The 17,472-nt window shown below is 72.7% G+C and carries 14 protein-coding genes; 7 read left to right on the top strand and 7 right to left on the bottom strand.

What is annotated here, in order from left to right:
* Positions 1 to 3: 3 nt before the first annotated feature.
* The gene (locus CNX65_RS14740; RefSeq protein ID WP_157767657.1) at positions 4 to 921 is read right to left on the bottom strand and encodes a lysylphosphatidylglycerol synthase transmembrane domain-containing protein; all 918 of its coding nucleotides are present in this window, start codon (positions 919 to 921) and stop codon (positions 4 to 6) included.
* A gap of 339 nt (positions 922 to 1,260) precedes the next feature.
* Complete coding sequence (locus CNX65_RS14735; protein WP_232519842.1) at positions 1,261 to 2,373, bottom strand: substrate-binding domain-containing protein; 1,113 nt, start codon at positions 2,371 to 2,373, stop codon at positions 1,261 to 1,263.
* Between the two features lie 128 nt (positions 2,374 to 2,501).
* Between CNX65_RS14735 and CNX65_RS14730 the strand changes: the two genes are divergently transcribed.
* Genes CNX65_RS14730 through CNX65_RS14705 form a run of 6 tightly spaced genes read left to right on the top strand, consistent with a single transcriptional unit; the run spans position 2,502 to position 9,268 of the window.
* Positions 2,502 to 3,515 (top strand): hydroxyacid dehydrogenase, encoded by a 1,014-nt coding sequence (locus CNX65_RS14730; protein ID WP_232519841.1) that lies wholly within the window; start codon positions 2,502 to 2,504, stop codon positions 3,513 to 3,515.
* Positions 3,512 to 5,461, top strand: coding sequence for a DUF2264 domain-containing protein (locus CNX65_RS14725; RefSeq protein ID WP_096493496.1), 1,950 nt, complete (start codon positions 3,512 to 3,514; stop codon positions 5,459 to 5,461). The genes CNX65_RS14730 and CNX65_RS14725 overlap by 4 nt, the downstream gene beginning before the upstream one ends.
* A 45-nt stretch (positions 5,462 to 5,506) precedes the next feature.
* A complete protein-coding gene (locus CNX65_RS14720) occupies positions 5,507 to 6,781 on the top strand; it encodes an ABC transporter substrate-binding protein (RefSeq protein WP_096493494.1) in 1,275 nt (424 codons plus the stop codon).
* Positions 6,782 to 6,785: 4 nt separating this feature from the next.
* Positions 6,786 to 7,718, top strand: a complete 933-nt coding sequence (locus CNX65_RS14715) for a carbohydrate ABC transporter permease (RefSeq protein ID WP_096493492.1) — start codon at positions 6,786 to 6,788, stop codon at positions 7,716 to 7,718.
* Entirely contained in the window at positions 7,715 to 8,593 is an 879-nt protein-coding gene (locus CNX65_RS14710) for a carbohydrate ABC transporter permease (protein ID WP_096493490.1), read from the top strand. Before CNX65_RS14715 ends, CNX65_RS14710 begins: the two co-directional genes overlap by 4 nt.
* Before the next feature lie 18 nt (positions 8,594 to 8,611).
* Positions 8,612 to 9,268: a hypothetical protein gene (locus CNX65_RS14705; protein ID WP_157767656.1), complete on the top strand. Its 657-nt coding sequence runs from the start codon at positions 8,612 to 8,614 to the stop codon at positions 9,266 to 9,268.
* On the opposite strand, the gene CNX65_RS14700 is transcribed toward CNX65_RS14705, so the two are convergent.
* From CNX65_RS14700 to CNX65_RS14675, 5 genes are all read right to left on the bottom strand, one after another.
* Complete coding sequence (locus CNX65_RS14700; protein WP_096493486.1) at positions 9,228 to 9,950, bottom strand: SDR family oxidoreductase; 723 nt, start codon at positions 9,948 to 9,950, stop codon at positions 9,228 to 9,230. The genes CNX65_RS14705 and CNX65_RS14700 overlap by 41 nt on opposite strands.
* A 565-nt stretch (positions 9,951 to 10,515) precedes the next feature.
* On the bottom strand, positions 10,516 to 11,628 hold the full coding sequence (locus CNX65_RS14690; protein WP_096493484.1) for an RHS repeat-associated core domain-containing protein: 1,113 nt from the start codon (positions 11,626 to 11,628) through the stop codon (positions 10,516 to 10,518).
* Positions 11,629 to 11,725: 97 nt separating this feature from the next.
* Entirely contained in the window at positions 11,726 to 11,923 is a 198-nt protein-coding gene (locus CNX65_RS14685) for an RHS repeat domain-containing protein (protein ID WP_157767655.1), read from the bottom strand.
* Positions 11,924 to 12,601: 678 nt separating this feature from the next.
* Positions 12,602 to 13,027, bottom strand: coding sequence for a response regulator (locus tag CNX65_RS14680; RefSeq protein WP_198320477.1), 426 nt, complete (start codon positions 13,025 to 13,027; stop codon positions 12,602 to 12,604).
* Positions 13,006 to 14,982 carry a PP2C family protein-serine/threonine phosphatase gene (locus CNX65_RS14675; protein WP_096493480.1) on the bottom strand — a complete coding sequence of 659 codons (1,977 nt, stop codon included), beginning with the start codon at positions 14,980 to 14,982 and terminating at the stop codon, positions 13,006 to 13,008. Before CNX65_RS14675 ends, CNX65_RS14680 begins: the two co-directional genes overlap by 22 nt.
* Before the next feature lie 116 nt (positions 14,983 to 15,098).
* Between CNX65_RS14675 and CNX65_RS14670 the strand changes: the two genes are divergently transcribed.
* Positions 15,099 to 17,405, top strand: a complete 2,307-nt coding sequence (locus CNX65_RS14670; protein WP_096493478.1) for an ATP-binding protein — start codon at positions 15,099 to 15,101, stop codon at positions 17,403 to 17,405.
* Positions 17,406 to 17,472 lie beyond the last annotated feature (67 nt).

Genomic DNA, 17,472 nt, shown 5'->3' with positions numbered 1-17,472 from the left:
CCGTCACAGGTGCCCCTCGCGCCGCAGCCAGGAGAAGGCCACCCAGCCGATCGGCACGCGCGCCCAGAACGAGATCAACCGGTGCAGCAGCGCCACCACCAGCGCCGTGGACGGGTCGAGGCCCACCGCCGCCAGCTGCGCGGCCAGCACCAGCTCGGCGGCCCCGGCCCCACCGGGCACCGGCACCGCACCCGCGATCGCCGTGCCCGCCGCCGCCACCAGCAGCAGGTCGCCCAGGGGCACGTCCCCGCCGAACGCGGCCACCGCCGCCGCCAGCGCCGCCGTGGACCCGAGCAGCGCGACCACGTGCCCGGCGAGCACCACGGCGCACCGCCCCGGCGTGCCGAGCCCCTGCCCCATGCCCGCGAGCGCGTCCAGGATCATCACCCGGCTGCGGCGCACCAGCAGCGCCGCCGCCAGCACCACCACGACCGCCACCGCGACCAGCCACCCGATGCCGGGGCTGAGCAGCTCGCTGACCCGCCCGGAGGTCGCCACGAACGGCAGCACGATCAGCACCGTGATCAGCACCGAGGTCCCCTGCACCGCGCCGACCGCCCCGACCGCGCCGGGCGTGGGCACCCCGTTGCGCCCGAGGAAGCGGACGTTGGTCGCCATGCCGCCGAGGTTCGCCGGCGTCACCAGGTTCCCGAACGAGGTGGCCAGCTGGGCCACGGTGGTCAGCCCCCACGGCAGCCGCACGGGCGAGGCGGCGCGCAGCGACAGCACGTTGCCCAGCACGGGAAGGGTGGACGCGGCGATCGCGGCCAGCACCCAGGCGGGGTCGGACTTCACGAACACCTTGCGCAGGATGCCGCTGTCCACTTGGTGGGCGAAGACGGCGAGAGCCACCACGACGACCGCCACCGCGGCGAACTTGAGCAAGGTCGTCCGGTGCTCCGCACCGCGAGTGATGATCACGGATCCAGGATGGACGGTCGGAGCTGAGAACGCGTCACACCACGGGTTGATCGGCGTGTACGACTTCGGCAGTACCCCTGACCTGCGAATGCGCGACGGAGGTGGGGTTCGCGGCGGCGTGTCGGGGTGTTCGCCCTGAGTGATCAACCTGAGAACCTGCGGTTTTCCCCTTCGGAGAACCGGACACGGCGGACATGTCAGGCCGTGTGATTCATCACGCGCCGTGTTCGGTTTAACCGCCGCGAAGGCCGCCGGAGCACGCCGGACGCGCCGCGGGCCGCCCCGTCCGGTCCAGGGTGGACGGTCGACCGACCAGGCCACCCCGACCCGATCGCGGCCCTACCCCACCCCAGGCGCCGCCGAGGACCCCCTGGTGATCAGCTCCGGCTGCACCACGACCCGGTGCACCGGCCGGTCGCCCGCCGCCCGCAGCCTGGCCGCCAGCAGCGCCACGGCCGCCCGTCCCACCGCCGCCTTCGGCGGGCGCACGGCGGTCAGCGGCGGGTCGCACAGCTCGGCCATCTCGTCGTCGTAGGTCACCACCGACAGCGCGCCCGGCACCGCGATCCCCCGCTCCTGGCAGCGCTGCACGAGCGCGAGCGCCTCCGGGTCCGAGTGCACGAGCAGCGCCGTCGTCCCCGAGTCCCGGCACCGGTCGAGCAGGGCGTCGAGCTGCCGCGACCAGTCCGGGTCGCGGTGGTCGCACGTGCTCGCCTCCGGCACGCCGTCCAGCTCCAGCCCCAGCTCCTCGCACGCCCGCCGCCACCCCCGCCGCAGGTGCGGGGCGGTGGGGCTGCCTGCCGAGGCGCACAGCCCGATCCGCCGGTGCCCCAGCTCCGCCAGGTGCCGCACCGCCGAGGCGGTCCCGAGCCGGTGGTCGCTGACCACCGACTCCAGCAGCCCCGGCCCCGGATCGCCGCAGTCGCGCTCCAGCAGCACGACGGGCACTTCGGCAGACCGCAGCCAGCGCACCAGCGCCGCGCCCTGGCTGCCGGTGGTGGTCGGGGCGACGAGCAGCCCGTCGACGCCGACCGAGTCGACCAGCGCGCCGAGCTGGCGCAGCTCGTCGTCCGGCGCGTACCCGGCGCCGCGCAGCACCACCCGCAGCCCCAGCTCGTCGGCGGCCTCGCGGACCCCGCGCACCACGTCCGGCCAGTAGTAGACCAGTGACGGCACCACCAGCCCGACCACCGCGCAGGCGACCGCCCCCGAGCCGGGCCCGCCGCTGGTGGGGGCGGTGGCGGGCAGCTCCAGCGTCGCGCCGCCGTGCACCCGCCGCACCACGCCCTCCCGCGCGAGCCTGGCGATGTCGCGGCGCACCGTGATCGCCGAGACGCCCAGCCGCACGGCCAGCTCGTGCACCCGGACCACGCCGTCGCGCCGCAGCAGCTCGACCACCCTGGCGCGCCGCTCGGCGGGCAGCATCGCCCGCGCGTTCGTACCCGTTGTCATCCGGCGATTCTGCCCACCGCGCGCGGCTGATCACATGTGATCGGTCGTGCGCGCGGGGGATTGACGTCGGAAAACCGATCACCCACGATCGGCCCCACGGCTCCCCTCGCCCGGCGGAAGGGATCGGCGTGACCCGACGACGACCACGTGCCCTGCTGGTGATGGACGGCCCGACCTTCCGGACGCAGTTCCACGCCCCGCAGCTGCGGCGGCTGGGCGAGCTGGCGCAGGCCGCCGACCCGGTGTGCGTGGACGAGCTGGACTCGCCGGACGCGCGGCGGGCGCTGCGCGGCGCCGAGGTGCTGCTGACCTCGTGGGGCTGCCCCGTGCTGACCGCCGGGCGGCTGGCCGCCGCGCCCGAGCTGCGCGCGGTGTTCCACTGCGCGGGCACGGTCCGGCCGCTGGTGAGCGAAACCCTGTGGCAGCGGGGGATCCTGGTCACCACGGCCGCCGACGACAACGCGGTCCCGGTGGCCGAGTACACGCTGGCCGCGATCGTGTTCGCGGGCAAGAAGGCGCCGTTCCTGGCGCAGGACGCCCGGCGGCACCGCGCCGACTGGTCGTACCGGGGTGCGCGCGGCGAGCTGTCCAACCGGGGCCGGGTGATCGGGCTGGTCGGGTTCTCCCGCGTGGGCAGGCGGGTCGCGGCGATGCTGCGGGCGCTGGAGGTCCGGGTGCTGGTGGCCGACCCGCACGCCGACGCGGCCGAGGTGCGCGCGGCGGGCGCGGAGCTGGTGCCGCTGCCGGACCTGCTGCGGGCGTGCGACGTGCTGTCGCTGCACCTGCCCGCGCTGCCGTCGACCGGCAACCTGATCGGGCAGCGGGAGCTGGCGCTGCTTCGCGACGGCGCCACCGTGATCAACACCGCGCGCGGGGCCGTGCTGGACACCGCGGCGCTGGAGCGCGAGTGCGCGCGCGGCAGGCTGGACGCGATCCTGGACGTCACCGAGCCCGAGCCGCTGCCCGCCGCCTCGGTGCTCTACGACCTGCCCAACGTGATGATCACCCCGCACGTGGCCGGGTCGCTGGGCTCGGAGGCGCGGCGGATGAGCGACAGCGCCCTGGAGGAGCTGGCCCGCTACCTGGACGGGCGCCCGCCGAGGTCGCCGGTGACGGCCGAGCGGCTGCGGGTGAGCGCGTGATCGCGGACGCGCGGGAGCTGTCCCCGTTCACCGGCTGGACGCGCGGGCACTGGACCGCGCTCGCGGACCGGATGCTGGGCGCGCTGCGCCCGCTGACCTCGCCCGGTGGCGCGCGGATCGCGCTGCCCGGCCCGACCGGCGGCCTCGGCGCGGACGTGGACGGCCTGGAGGGGTTCGCCCGCACGTTCCTGCTGGCCGGTTTCCGCCTGGCCGGGGAACGCGGTGAGGACCCCGGCGACCTGGCCGAGCGGTACGCGCGGGGACTGGCGTCCGGCGTCGACCCGGCGTCCCCGGAGCGCTGGCCGCGGCCCGACGAGCACGCCCAGGCCAAGGTGGAGGCCGCCTCGCTGGCGCTGGTGCTGGACCTGACGCGGCCGTGGCTGTGGGACCTGCTGCCCGAGCGCGTGCGGGCCAGGGTGATCGACTACCTGTCCCCCGTGGTCGGCGACGACACCTACCCGCGCTGCAACTGGCTGTGGTTCCGGGTCGTCGTGCAGACCTTCCTGCGCTCGGTCGGCGGGCCGTGGCGGGCCGAGGACGTCGAGTCGGACCTGGCGCTGCACGAGGAGTTCCTGCGCGCGGACGCCTGGTACTCGGACGGCGACGAGCGCGCGTTCGACCACTACAACGGCTGGGCGATGCACCTGTACCCGGTGCTGTGGTCCCGGATGCGCGGCGCCCGCGAGATCACCGACCGGTCCGCTGTGGACGCTGAGCGCCTCGACCGGTACCTGCGCGACCACGTGGACCTGATCGGCGCGGACGGCTCCCCGCTGGTCCAGGGCCGCAGCCTGACCTACCGCTTCGCCGCCGCCGCACCGCTGTGGGTGGGCGCGCTCGCCGAGGTCCCCTCCACCCCGCCGGGGCTGCTGCGCCGCGCCGCGTCCGGGATCGTGCGGCACTTCGCCGACCGGGGCGCGCCGGACGAGCGCGGCCTGCTCACCCTCGGCTGGCACCACGCGTGGCCCCGGATCGCCCAGAGCTACTCCGGCCCGTCCTCGCCCTACTGGGCCGCCAAGGGGATGCTCGGCCTGGCGCTGCCCGCCGAGCACCCGGTGTGGCGGGCGGTGGAGGAGCCGCTGCCGGTGGAGACCGGCGACCGGCTGTGGGTGGCCACCGCGCCGGGTTGGCTGGTCAGCGGCACCCGCGCGGACGGCGTGGTCCGGGTGGTCAACCACGGCGCGGACCACGCCGAGGAGGGCGCGCACGTCGGCGACTCCCCGCTGTACGCCCGCTTCGGCTACTCCACCGCCACCGCGCCCCTGCTGTCCGAGCGGGCCTGGACCACCCCGGCCGACCAGTCCGCGACGCTGCTGGACGCTTCGGGCCGCACCACCCACCGCGCCGGGATGTCGCTGCTGCGCACCGGACTGGTCGACGACGGCCACGTCGCGCTGGGCGCGTCGCGGGCCCGCGCGCACTGGCTCGCCGACGCGCCACCCGCCCGCGACCACGGCTCCGGCCGCACCGGCGCGCACACCGACGCCGCGCTGATCACGGTGGTGTCGCTGCTGCGCGGCCCGTGGGAGGTGCGCTGCGTCCGCGTCGACCCGCTGCCCGACGACCCCGGCGCGCTCGACGCCGCCACCGCGCTGCGCGTCGGCGGCTGGCCGCTGGCCGCGCGCACCCCACCACGGGTGTCCCCGCTCCCCCACGGCCTCGTGATCACCACCGGCGACGAGGTCTCCACCCTGCTGACCGCGGAGCCCGGCGACACCGTGGAAGCGCTTTCCGAGCACGACGCCAGCCCGCTCGGCCCGCACAGCGCCACCCCGTGCGCCACCGGCCGGATCACCCGCAGCCGTTGGCGCGCCTACGTCCTCGGCCTGGCGCGAACCACCGAACCACCCACCGCCCCCACCACCGACCTGGCCGCCGCCGACCTGCGCGTCACCTGGCCGGACGGCCGCACGACCGCGCTCGACCTGGGCGAGTTCTGCCCCTAGACCGAGGACCGCGGACCGGCACCACACCGAGAGGACGGGTCAACGATGATTCCGAACCGCCGCGCCGGGTCGCGGGCACGACGCTGGGCGGGGCTGGCCGCCGCCCTCTCCCTGGCGGTCACCGGCTGCGGCCCCGGCGCCACCGCCGACCCGAACACGCTCACCGTGTCGGTGTGGAACCTGGCCAGCACCCCGGAGTTCCAGGCCCTGTTCGACGCCTTCGAGCAGGCCAACCCCGGCGTGACGGTCAAGCCGGTGGACATCGTCGCCGCCGACTACCCGGAGAAGGTCACCACCATGCTCGCGGGCGGCGACCGCACCGACGTGATCACCATGAAGAACGTCACCGACTACGCCCGCCACTCCAGCCGGGGCCAGCTCCAGGACGTCACCGACCTCGTGGAGCCGCTGAAGTCCCAGGGCCTGCGAGGACTTGAGGCGTTCGAGTCCGACGGCAGGTACTTCGCCGCCCCGTACCGCCAGGACTTCTGGGTGCTGTACTACAACAAGACCCTGTTCCAGCAGGCAGGCGTCCCCGCGCCGGAGGACTGGACCTGGGCCGAGTACGCCGACGCGGCGAAGAGGCTCACCACCGGCAGCGGCGGCGACAAGACCTTCGGCGCCTACCACCACGTGTGGCGCTCGGTGGTCCAGGCCATTGCCGCGGCCCAGAACGACGGCGACCAGCTGAGCGGCGACTACGGCTTCTTCACCGAGCAGTACACCACCGCGCTGCGGATGCAGGCCGAGGGCTCGGTCCTGGACTACGGCACCGCCACCACCCAGCAGGCCGACTACCGCAGCACGTTCGAGAAGGCCAAGGCCGCCATGCTGCCGATGGGCACCTGGTACACCTCCAGCATCGTCAAGGCCAAGCGGGAGGGCGACTCCCGGGTCGACTGGGGCATCGCCCCGCTGCCCCAGCGCGCGAAGGGCGGCGAGGTCACCACCTTCGGCTCCCCCACCGCGTTCGCCGCGAACCGCAACGCCGACAACAGCGATCTGGCCCGCGAGTTCGTCGCCTTCGCGGCGGGCGAGGAGGGCGCGAAGGCCATCACCAAGGTCGGCGTCGTGCCCGCCCTGCGCAGCGAAGCCCTGACGGACGCCTACTTCCAGCTCGACGGCATGGCGAAGGACGAGCTGTCCACCGCCGCGTTCCGCCCCGACCACGTCGCACTCGAGATGCCGGTGAGCAAGCGCAGCTCCGCCGTCGACTCCATCCTCAAGGAGGAGCACGAGCTGATCATGGTCGGTGAGAAGTCCGTCGCCGACGGCATCCGCGACATGGGCGAGCGCGTGCGCACCGAGGCCCCCGAGTAGACCCGTGCCGACCACCGCCCCCACCACGTCGCCGACCGCCGCCGACCGCGCCGCCAGGCGCAGGCGGCGGAACCGGCGCGCCGCGCTCGTCGGCTGGAGCTTCATCCTGCCGAACTTCCTGGGCTTCGCCCTGTTCACCCTCGTCCCGGTGCTCGCCGCCGCCGTGCTCGCGTTCGCCGAGTGGGACTCCTACAACCCGCCGCGCTGGGTCGGCCTGGACAACTTCGCCCGGATGCTGGCCGACCAGAACGTCCGGGTGGCGCTGACCAACACCCTCTACTACGCGGCGGGCCACATCCCGCTCACCCTCGTCGCCGCGCTCGGCCTGGCGCTGGTGCTCAACCGGCGGGTGCGCGGCGTCGGCTTCTTCCGCACCGCCGCGTTCTTCCCGTACGTGACCTCGCTCGTCGCGGTCGCCGTGGTGTGGAACGCGCTGTTCGACCCGAGCTCCGGCCCCGTCAACCAGTTCCTCGGCGCGCTCGGCGTCACCGACCCGCCCGGCTGGACGACCAGCACCACCTGGTCCATGCCCGCCGTGATCCTCACCAGCGCGTGGCGGGACATGGGCTACTACATGGTGCTCTACCTGGCCGGCCTGCAGGCGATCCCCGCCGAGTACCAGGAGGCGGCGCGGGTCGACGGCGCGAACCGCTGGCAGCGCTTCGTCCACGTGACCCTGCCCTGCCTGCGCCCCACCACGTTCTTCGTGCTGGTCATGCTGACCATCCAGAGCTTCAAGGTGCTCGACCTGATCGTGGTGATGACCGACGGCGGCCCCGGCCGCAGCACCCTGGTGCTGGCGCAGCTGGTCTACCGGGTCGGCATCCGGGAGGGCGAGTTCGGCTACTCGTCGGCGATCTCCCTGCTGCTGTTCGCACTGGTCCTCGTAGTCACCGCCGCCCAGTTCCGCCTCAACCAGCGGAGGCACACCCCGTGACCGCCCTGCGCGAAGCCCCGCCCGACACCCCCACCACCCCACCGCCCCCGCAGCGCGCCGGCGGCTGGCGCGCCGTCCTGGGCTACACCGCGATGACCGCGATCGCCGCCCTGGTGCTGATCCCGTTCGCCTGGATGGTGTCCTCGTCCCTCAAGCGCGACAACGAGGTGTTCAACACCCCGATCCGCTGGATACCGGAGGAGCTGCGCTGGTCCAACTTCGCCGAGATCTGGGACCGCGTGCCGTTCCTGGCCTACCTGGGCAACTCCGCGCTGCTCGCCGTCGTGATCACCGCGCTCCAGGTGCTCACCGGCAGCTTCGCCGCCTACGGCTTCGCCAAGGTCCGCTTCCCCGGCCGGAACGCGCTGTTCCTGGCCTACCTGGCGACGATCGCCGTGCCGTGGCAGGCGTACATGGTGCCGCAGTACATCATGATGCAGAAGGCCGGGCTGACGAACACCCTGTGGTCGATCGTCCTGCTCCAGGCGTTCGGCGCGTTCGGCGTCTTCCTGATGCGCCAGTACTACCTGACCATTCCCGACGAGCTGTGCGAGGCGGCCCGCATCGACGGCCTGAGCGAGCACGGCATCTACCTCAGGATCGTGCTGCCGCTGTCCAAGCCGGCGCTGGCGAGCCTGGCCCTGCTGACGTTCGTGAACACCTGGAACGACTACATGGGCCCGTTCATCTACCTGACCAGCAACGAGCTGTGGACCGTCCAACTGGGACTGAGGTCGTTCGTGGGCCAGTTCGAGGCCGAGTACGCCATGATCATGACCGGCGCGGTGCTGTCCGTGCTCCCGGTGGCGGCGGTGTTCCTGCTGGGGCAGCGGCACTTCGTCGAGGGCGTGGCGACCACCGGCCTGAAGGGCTAGGCCACGGTGCTGACCCGCGTGTCGCAGCGGTCCTGGGAACGCCTGTTCGCCCTGGTGTGGGCGGCACTGCTGGTGAACCTCAACCTGACCGCCGCCCTGTCCCCGCTCCTTCTCGCCTTGGCCCTGGTAGCGGATCCCCTGGGTTCGTGGCCGTTCTTCCTGCTCCTGTCCGGGCTGTGCGGCCCGGCCCTGACCGGAGCGTTCGCCTGCTTCGCCGATCCGGACGCCACGTCGACCCGCCTGTTCTGGTCAACGTGGCGCCGCACCGCCGTCACCGCCACGACGACCTGGCTGACCGCCGCAGCGCTGGTGACGATCCTGTTCCTGGACGCCAGGTTCCTCCTGGGCACCCGCTGGGGCCCGGCGCTGGCCCTGTTCTTCACCAGCGCCACCACCCTGGTCACCGCCACCGCCCTGGCCGTGCTGACCCACCTGGCCGCCGGGTCCGCAGCCCCCCGCCTCCTGCTGCGCCCGTGCCTGGTGGGCGCGGCCAGGCGCTGGTGGCTGAGCCTGGCCAGCACCACGGTCCTGCTGACAACGGCGCTCTTCGTCCTGGCCGCCCCGCTCCCCGGCCTGCTCCTGGCCGCGTCCCCGCTGCTCTACGCCGCATGGACGCAAACCAGGCTGAGCACGCTCACCGCTGCCCACCCGACACCAGCAGCACGTCACCGGTGATCCACCGGGCCTCGTCGGACACCAGGAACGCCACGACGGGCGCGTAGTCGTCCGGAACCCCGATGCGCCCCAACGGGTTCTGCGCGGCCGTGGCAGCGGCCTGCGCCGACCCGACGAACCCGGCGGCGCGGGTCCCGTCGGTGTCGGAGGCGCCGGGCGCGATCCCGAGCACCCGAATCCCCTGCGGCCCCAACTCCTTCGCGGCCACCACGGTGAACGCCTCCAGCGCGCTCTTGGTGGCCACGTACACCGAGGCGTGCGGCGGGAGCCCGACGGTGCCCGCGGTCGACACGTTCACGATCACCCCGCCCGACAGGTCCGGCTGCGCGGCGAACGCCTGCGTGGTCAGCACCGGCCCGAGGAAGTTCGTGTCCACCTGCCGCCGGAAGTCCGCCACCCCCACGGACCCGATGGGGCCGAACACCACCACCCCGGCGCTGTTGACCAGCACGTCGACAACCCCGAACTCCGCACGCGCGGCCGAGAACAACTCCCCGACCTGCTCGGGATCGGCGACGTCGGCCCGCACCGCGACCGCCCGCCCACCGTCAGCGCGGATGCCCGTGACAACCTCGTCAGCGACCCCACGATCGACGGCGTAGTCGACGACCACGTTTGCCCGCTCAGCCCCCAACCGCCGCGCGATCCCCGCCCCGATCCCCTTGCCAGCCCCCGTGACAATGGATGATTAGCATCCCCCACCGCGCACTGTCCTGCTCCAGGATCGGGCGACTCGCACACCCCGGCCCAGCCACCAAGAGTCTGCCCGCGCTGACGAGCGCGGTGAAGGCGGGCACGTCGGCGTCACTGCCCATGTTAGGCAGTGCACCGGGGATAACTGATCACCTTCAGGCACCGCACTCCAGCGAGCCCTCTCAGGACAACAGGAACGCCGCAGTAAAAAATCATCCCCAAATACTTTTCAAAAGAAAATAACCGCACCCCATTTCAAGGTGCGGTTATTTCCCCCTCAGCAGAAAGAGGCTCTCGCAATCAGTCCTGAAATCACCAGAATGGCAGGTAGACAGAAAGTTTTACCGTGACCCACCCCCCTTGCTGCGCCTTCCAAGCACCGCACCCCAGCAGATCACGTAGCCAACTAGGCACCAGATTAAAATTCGCACCGGTTCCAACACTAGCCTTCCCTCGGAAAGCGAGGGAGACAAAATGGACACCCCAAAAGAGGTCAGCAGTACGACCGTCATCTCAATTATTTCGCGACGACTCTTCGGAAAGTACATTTCCCCTCAGCTTCCGAGAGCGGTAAGTACAGCCGCAGGAAGGCCGACGGCACACTTTAACGCCATGTCACCTGGAGTCGTCGGCTTCTTCTCCAGCGTATTAACCGTCCCCTCCGAGATGGCAGCACCGAAGCAAAAAGCGATACCAGCCCCCAGAATTGCATTTCCCGTGCCAACACCAAAAGCGAAACCCACAATTCCGCCGACAAATGCTCCGAGCACGTCACCGGCAGCGTCGGCCGAGCTGTACCCACCCGTAGGATCACTACGGTTGATCGGATCGCCCTGGGCGTAGTTGTACGGGTTCGCCTCCTGCCCGGTCGGGTCGGTCGACCTGAACCTGGCGAACGCGCTGTCGTACACCCGGTAGCCCAACAGGTAGTGCCCCCGCTGCAACTGGTAGGCGCCCAGGTACCGGAACGGGTTGGCCTTCGCCGCGGCCCCGGTGGCCGTGACCGCGCCGTACGGGGCGTAGGTGTACTCGGCGGCGATCAGACCACCCCCGTCGACCAGTGCCAGAACGCTGCCCTGATAGTCGGTCACCGCCCCGTAACGCGCGCCCGAACCGTCCTTCACCCCGACCAGCAACCCCTTGGTGTCACGGGTGAATCCCGAGCGCACGCCGTTGTCCACGACCTCTGATACCCCGAGCGCGGTGCGGGTGAACACGTGCGTGACCCGACTTCCGCCGGTGGGGGTCTCGGTGATCTGGTTCGGCTGGGTCTGGTCGGCGGTGTCGTAGGCGAACTCCATCACCCGCGCGCCCTCGTAGTCCCCGGTGCGCACCTGGTTGGTGGGGCTGTGGGTGAAGCCCGTCGCCGGGTTCGTGGTGGACTTGTAGTTGCCCGCCCCGTCGAAGGCCACCGCCATGTCGTTGATCTTCGTGTACTGGTCGGCGGCGTTGACCTCGTAGCCGCGTCCCTCACCGGAGAGCAGGTTGGAGGCGTTGTCCAGCCGGTAGGTCCCGGCACCGGCCGAGGTCAGCCTGCCCAGCGCGTCGTAGCCGTAGTCCGTCGTGACGCCCTTGACGGTCTTGGACTGGATCCGGTCGGTGTCGGCGCCGTCGGACCGGGTGAACCGGTAGGAGGCCGTGAGCAGTTCCCGGTCGCCGTTGACCACGGTGATCGAGGTCTGCCTGCCCCTGTCGTCGAACTCGTAGGTGGCGGCACGGCCGTTGGCGTCCGTGACGCGGTTGTCGGCGTAGGTGGTGGTGACGTCACCCGGCTTGGTGACCGTAGGTCTCGCCCGCCGGATCGGTGATGGAGGCCGGACGTCCCTCGGCGTCGTGCTCGAAGTTCGTCACGCGCGCCTGCGAGTCGGTCACGGACGAGACGTGACCGTCGGAGGCGTAGCCCACGGTCACGTCGTTGCCGTTGCGATCGGACTGCGACACCAGCCAGCCCGATCCGGTCATAGCCCCGCTCCCAACTCCCATACCCCTCCTGGGTGTTGAGGAACCAGTTCACCGACAGGTGCAACCCCGTGCCCCTGACCGTCAACTCGCGGTAGGCCAGCACCACGTTGCGGTTGGACAGGTTGACCATCAGCTCCAGGCGGTCGCTGATCGGGTGTCGCTCCATCACGCCGCTCGGACTCGCGCTCCCCCGAGGGCTGCTACGCCGCACCGAGGCGGGCGGCCCGCTCGCCCCGGTGCGCTTGGCCTCCTGCGGCGGCGACCAGGCCACCGGTTCAGCGACACCCGGTTCGGCCAGCGCGATCACGGCGGTCGTCGGCGCCACGGTGACCGAGGCAGCGACCAGCGCACCGGCTAAAGAGCGCAGCACAAATTCACGCAGCATCCTGCGTATCACGAGAATCCCCCTTGCGAACCGGCACGCCCGCCGCAGCGGAGGAACTCGGGACCGAGCGGTCGCAGGCACATGGGGAAGCGACTCCCCAACGCTGCCGCAAGACGGACCCAGCATCACCGTTGGTGATCTCTCGCTGGATCACCCGGCGTTCGGGTGAGCCGGCACTCACGGGCCGCCTCACCACTGATTTTATTCCACACTGAAGCCATCGCACTTATAGCAGGAATTCCGTCACACCCACACGCCAGAGTGACGCCCCACCCCAACCGGGTGAAACCGACCTACCGAGGGTTGTCCTGCCAGTAATCCACCGCGCCCTGCAGCACGGTCCGGAACAGCGAGAAGTTCACCGGCTTGTACACATAACTGTCCGCCCCCGCCGCGTAACACCGGTCGATGTCCGCCGACGCCGTGGACGAGGTGAACACCACCACCGTCAGCGACGCCAGCTCCGGATCCGCCCGCACGTCCGCCAGCAGCCGGTACCCGTCGACCCCCGGCATGTTCAGGTCCAGCAGGATCAGGTTCGGCCGGGACCGCGAGCCGTCGCGCAACCGCGCCAGCAGGTCGCCCCCGTCCGGCAGGAACTCCAGCAGCAGCTCGGGGTGCGAGCGCGACAGGGCGCGGTCGATCGCCTCCCGGTCCTCCTCGCTGTCCTCCACCACCAGGAGCAGCCGCTGCGCGGTCAGTCCGTCAGCTCGGCCCACGCCACGCGCCCTTCCCCAGTGATCTCCACGCGCGCCCACTCGGCGTCGCCGTCCACGGCCACCCGCACCGCGCTCACGCCCTCCAGCGCGCACTCCGCCAGGAACGCCACCAGCCGCTCGGGCAGCTCCGCCGGAGCCGAGTCGCCCCGCAGCCCCCGCACCGCCGCCAGCGCCGCGTCCCCGGCCGCCGAGGGCGGCAGCTCGGCCCGCAGCGCCCGCGCCCCCGTGCACCGGATCGCGAGCACCGCCGCGTCGTCGCCGATGTGGTACCGGCCGCTGCCCGCGATCAGCGACGACGCCAGGTCCGACAGCGGTAGGTCCCGCAGCCTGCTGAGCGTGGGCTCCAGGTCGGTGTCCCCGAAGAACCGCCCCTCGGCGTCGCGGGCCTCGATCAGGCCGTCCGTGTACATCACCAGCGCGTCACCGGGCCGCAGCACGTCGGTGGCGGTGCGCAGGCGCAGGTCGGGGAGCACACCCACCAGCCTGCCCGTGCTGCGGCTCTCCCGCACGACGCCGTCGCGGCGCACCAGCAGGGTCGGCGGGTGCCCGGCCGACAGGGTCCGCACCCGGAAGCCGGACTCGGCCGCCCAGAACGTGGCCGTGGCCAGGGTCAGGAAGCGGGTGACCCCGATGCGCAGCATCTTGTCGTTGAGGGTGCGCACCGCGTGCTGCGCCGACCGCCCCTCCGCGAGCACGGTCTCCAGGGTGTGCCTGGCCAGCCCGGTCAGCGCGGCGGCGGGCGCGCCGCGGCCGCACACGTCGCCGATGAGCGCGGTGACCCGCCCGCCGGACTGGTCGACCGCCCCGTAGAAGTCGCCGCCGACCTCGAGGGTGTGGTCGGCGACGTTGTAGGTGGTCGCGAACTCCAGCCCCGGCACGTCCGGCAGCACGGTCGGCAGCAGGTGCTGCTGGAGCGACAGCGCGTCCCGCCGCCGCCGCTCGTACAGGGTGGCGTTGTCGATGGACAGCGCCGCGCGGCCTGCCAGGTCCCGCAGGAACGCCCCGAGCGGGCGGCGCGGCGACCCGTCCCGGTGGAAGAACGCGAGCATCCCGACGACCCGGCCGCGCGCCCGCAGCACGCTGATGGTCATCAGCTCCAGCCCGACCTCGTCGGGCAGCCCGGACAGCCGCGTCTCCTCATCCCAGGAGGAGCTGTCGGTCCCCAGCACCACCGGCTCGCCGGCCCAGCGCCCGGCCCGCAGGTGCTCGCCGAGCCGCCGCTCGCGCCGCGCGTCGACGTGCGCGACGGCGATCAGCGCCATCCGCCCGTCCCGCTCGGCGTGGATCGCGGCCCCGTCGGCGAGACCGGGCACGGCCATCCGCACGACGGCGCGCAGGGTGTCCTCGATGTCGAGCGAGGCGTCCATGCGCAGCGAGGCCTCGGCGAGGATCGCGTCCCTGGCCTGCTGGTCGTCGAGGGCGCGGCGCTCGGTGATGTGGTGGTCGGCGGCGACGATCACGTCGGTGGCCTGCCGGATGGCGGTGACGATGTCGATGCCGACCGCGTCGGCGGGCGCGGCGTGCACGTCCGGCGTCGAGACGGCGAGCCCGAGCAGCCCCCACTCGCCCGCGGACACCTCGAACCAGGTCACCAGCAGCCCCGTGGCCCCGATCGCCGCGACCCGGTCGGCGAGGTCCGCCGACTGCTGGCGCAGCTCGTCCAGGGGCGTCAGCACGCTCTCGGTCGGCCGCGCGGGGTGCGCGGCGGTCCAGTCGAGGAGCTGCTCGGCGAGCCCGATCGGCGAGGTGACCAGCCCGTCGTGGTCCGCCCACCGCACGATCTGCACCTCGCCGCGCAGCCCGAACCGGGCCCCGACCAGGCCGCACGCGCCGGGCAGCGACAGCAGGCCGAAGTACAGCTCCTCGGAGAACCCCTTGGTGCTCATGGCGTCCGACGCCGACCGCCACAGCGCGTGCAGCCGGGTCGACCAGGGGGTCGACGGGTTCGCAGGCACCGGGTCTCCGCTCTTCCGAGCGCCGCGACGTCGGCGCTGCACAACTGTAGGGTTCCGGCACGATAATCGGTTCACGCGCCCCGCGTCGGCGTGGCCACACCCGAAGGCGGGACACGATGACAACCGGTGGCGACACCCCCGAGGAGCCCACCTCGTCGTGGCTGCCCGGCGCCCGCGACCTGGCGGCCGAGGCCGAGTCCGGGGCGCCGTTCGACCTGTCCGTCTGCGTGAACGAGCCGATCCACCGGCTGGGCGGCGTCCAATCGTACGGCGCGCTGCTGGCGGTGGGCGCGGACGGGCTGATCGAGGTCGCCAGCACCACCTGCGCGTCGATCATCGGCCGCGAGCCGGGGGACCTGGTCGGGTCCGCGCTGGAGGCGCTGGTCGGCGCCGAGGGCGTGGCCGCGGTCGACGCCACCCTCGGGGCGCCCACCGGCGACCGGGGCCTGCTGAGCCTGGCGGTGCCGGAGGGCGGGCGGGAGTTCGACGTCACCGTCTACCGGGCCGACGGGCGCGTGGTCCTGGAGCTGGAGCCGCCGACGGGCGAGCGGCCGTTCGCGTTCTCCCGCTTCTACCCGGCGGTGCGCGCGGCGCTGACCCGGTTGCAGCACGGCCGCACGGTGGAGGACGTGTGCGCGGCGGCGGTGGCCGAGATCCGGGCGCTCACCGGGTACGACCGGGTGGTGGCGTACCGCTTCGAGGGGCCGGGCGGGCCGGGCGAGGTGATCGCCGAGTCGGTGTCCGACGAGCTGGAGCCGTGGCTGGGGCTGTGGTTCCCGGCGACGGACATCCCGCCGCAGGCGAGGCGGTTGTACGAGCGCAACTGGATCCGGGTGATCCAGGACGTGGACGACGAGACGGCCGCGCTGGTCCCGCCCGCGCTGCCGGGCACGAGCGAGCCGCTGGACCTGTCGGACTCGACGCTGCGCACGGTGTCCCCGTTCCACCTGGAGTACCTGCGCAACATCGGGGTGACCTCGTCCATGTCGGTGTCGCTGCTGCGCGAGGGCGAGCTGTGGGGCCTGATCGCCTGCCACGGCCTGCGACCGCGCAGGTTGGGAGCCGAGGTGCGGGCGGCGTGCGAGTTCTTCGGGGTGACGCTGTCGCTGCAGCTGGCCGCGCTGCAGGAGGCGCAGGCGTCCCGCGGCCGGGACGGGGCGCGGACGGCGCTGTCCCGGCTGGTCGGGGGGCTGGAGGCGGACGTGGTCCGGTCGGTGCTGGAGAGCGGCGCGCTGCTGGCGGAGCTGATCCAGGCGGACGCGGTGGTGCTGCGCCTGAACGGTGTGGCGGCGCCCGCGCCGGACAGCCCGCACCCGCCGGAGCAGGCGGCCCTGGACGCCCTGTGGGCGGCGCTGCCGCCGCTGCGGGCGGGGCAGGTGTGGGCGGCGGAGAGCCTGGCGGAGCACGACCCGGCGCTGGCGTGGTGCGCGGAGCAGCTGAGCGGGGCGCTGGTGCTGTCGCTGGACGGCGGGAGCGAGCTGGTGGCGTGGACGCGGCGGGAGCGCCGGGCGTCCCGGACGTGGGCGACGAACCCCGACGAGCCGGTCCGCCTCGGCCCGCACGGCGAGCGGCTGACCCCGAGGGGGTCGTCGGCGGTGTACCGGGCGGTGGTGCGCGGCAGGTGCCTGCCGTGGACGGCGGCGGACGAGGCGGTGGCCGTGGAGTTCGGCCACGCGGTGACCACGGTCGCGCTCAGGCACACCACGCACCTGACGGGGTTGAACGACGAGCTGCGCAGGGTGAACGCGGACCTGGACACGTTCACGCACGTCGCGGCGCACGAGATGAAGGAGCCGCTGCGCGGGATCTCGAACGCGGCGGCCTTCATCGGCGAGGACGCGGGCGAGGCGCTGGACGAGGTGACGGTGCGCAGGCTGGGCACGATCCAGGCGCTGGCGCACCGGATGGACGAGCTGATCAACTCCCTGCTGCACTTCGCCCAGCTCGGCCAGGCCGACCTGCGCCGGGTGTGGGTGGACCTGCGCGGGGCCTGCGAGCGCGCGCTGGAGATCGCGGGCCCGAGGCTGGAGGAGCGCGCCGTGTCGGTCAGCCTCCCGCCGACCGGCACCATGGTCTCGGCCGACGCGGACCGCCTGCAGGAGGTCCTGGTGAACCTGCTGGTGAACGCCGCGAAGTACGCCAGGGACGAGCCGGGCCGCACCGTGGAGGTGGGCCTGACAGACGACCGGGTCGTGCACGTGCGGGACAACGGCATAGGCATCCCGACCACCCACCAGCGCGAGGTCTTCCGCCTGTTCCGCAGGCTGCACCCCAGGGGAACCTACGGCGGCGGCCACGGCGCGGGCCTGGCGATAGTGGAACGCATCGTGTCCAGGCACGGAGGCGTCCTGACCCTCGACTCGGAACCGGGCGTGGGCACCACGGTCCGGTTCACCCTGGGGCCGGACCCGGAGGAGCCCTGACCGCAGCCTTGAGAGCAGCCTCCCGAGCCCCACCCAGGAGCCTGACCAGGACCGGTCCCACGAGCGG

This window comes from Actinosynnema pretiosum, from assembly GCF_002354875.1.
In the GTDB taxonomy this organism is placed as follows: domain Bacteria; phylum Actinomycetota; class Actinomycetes; order Mycobacteriales; family Pseudonocardiaceae; genus Actinosynnema; species Actinosynnema auranticum.
This window is presented reverse-complemented; position numbering and strand designations above follow the sequence as displayed.

Excerpts from the sequence above, each read along its gene's own strand:
- CNX65_RS14670 (WP_096493478.1), top strand. The coding sequence starts at position 15,099 with ATGACAACCGGTGGCGACACCCCCGAGGAGCCCACCTCGTCGTGGCTG.
- CNX65_RS14685 (WP_157767655.1), bottom strand. The coding sequence starts at position 11,923 with ATGACCGGATCGGGCTGGCTGGTGTCGCAGTCCGATCGCAACGGCAAC.
- CNX65_RS14720 (WP_096493494.1), top strand. The coding sequence starts at position 5,507 with ATGATTCCGAACCGCCGCGCCGGGTCGCGGGCACGACGCTGGGCGGGG.
- CNX65_RS14735 (WP_232519842.1), bottom strand. The coding sequence starts at position 2,373 with ATGACAACGGGTACGAACGCGCGGGCGATGCTGCCCGCCGAGCGGCGC.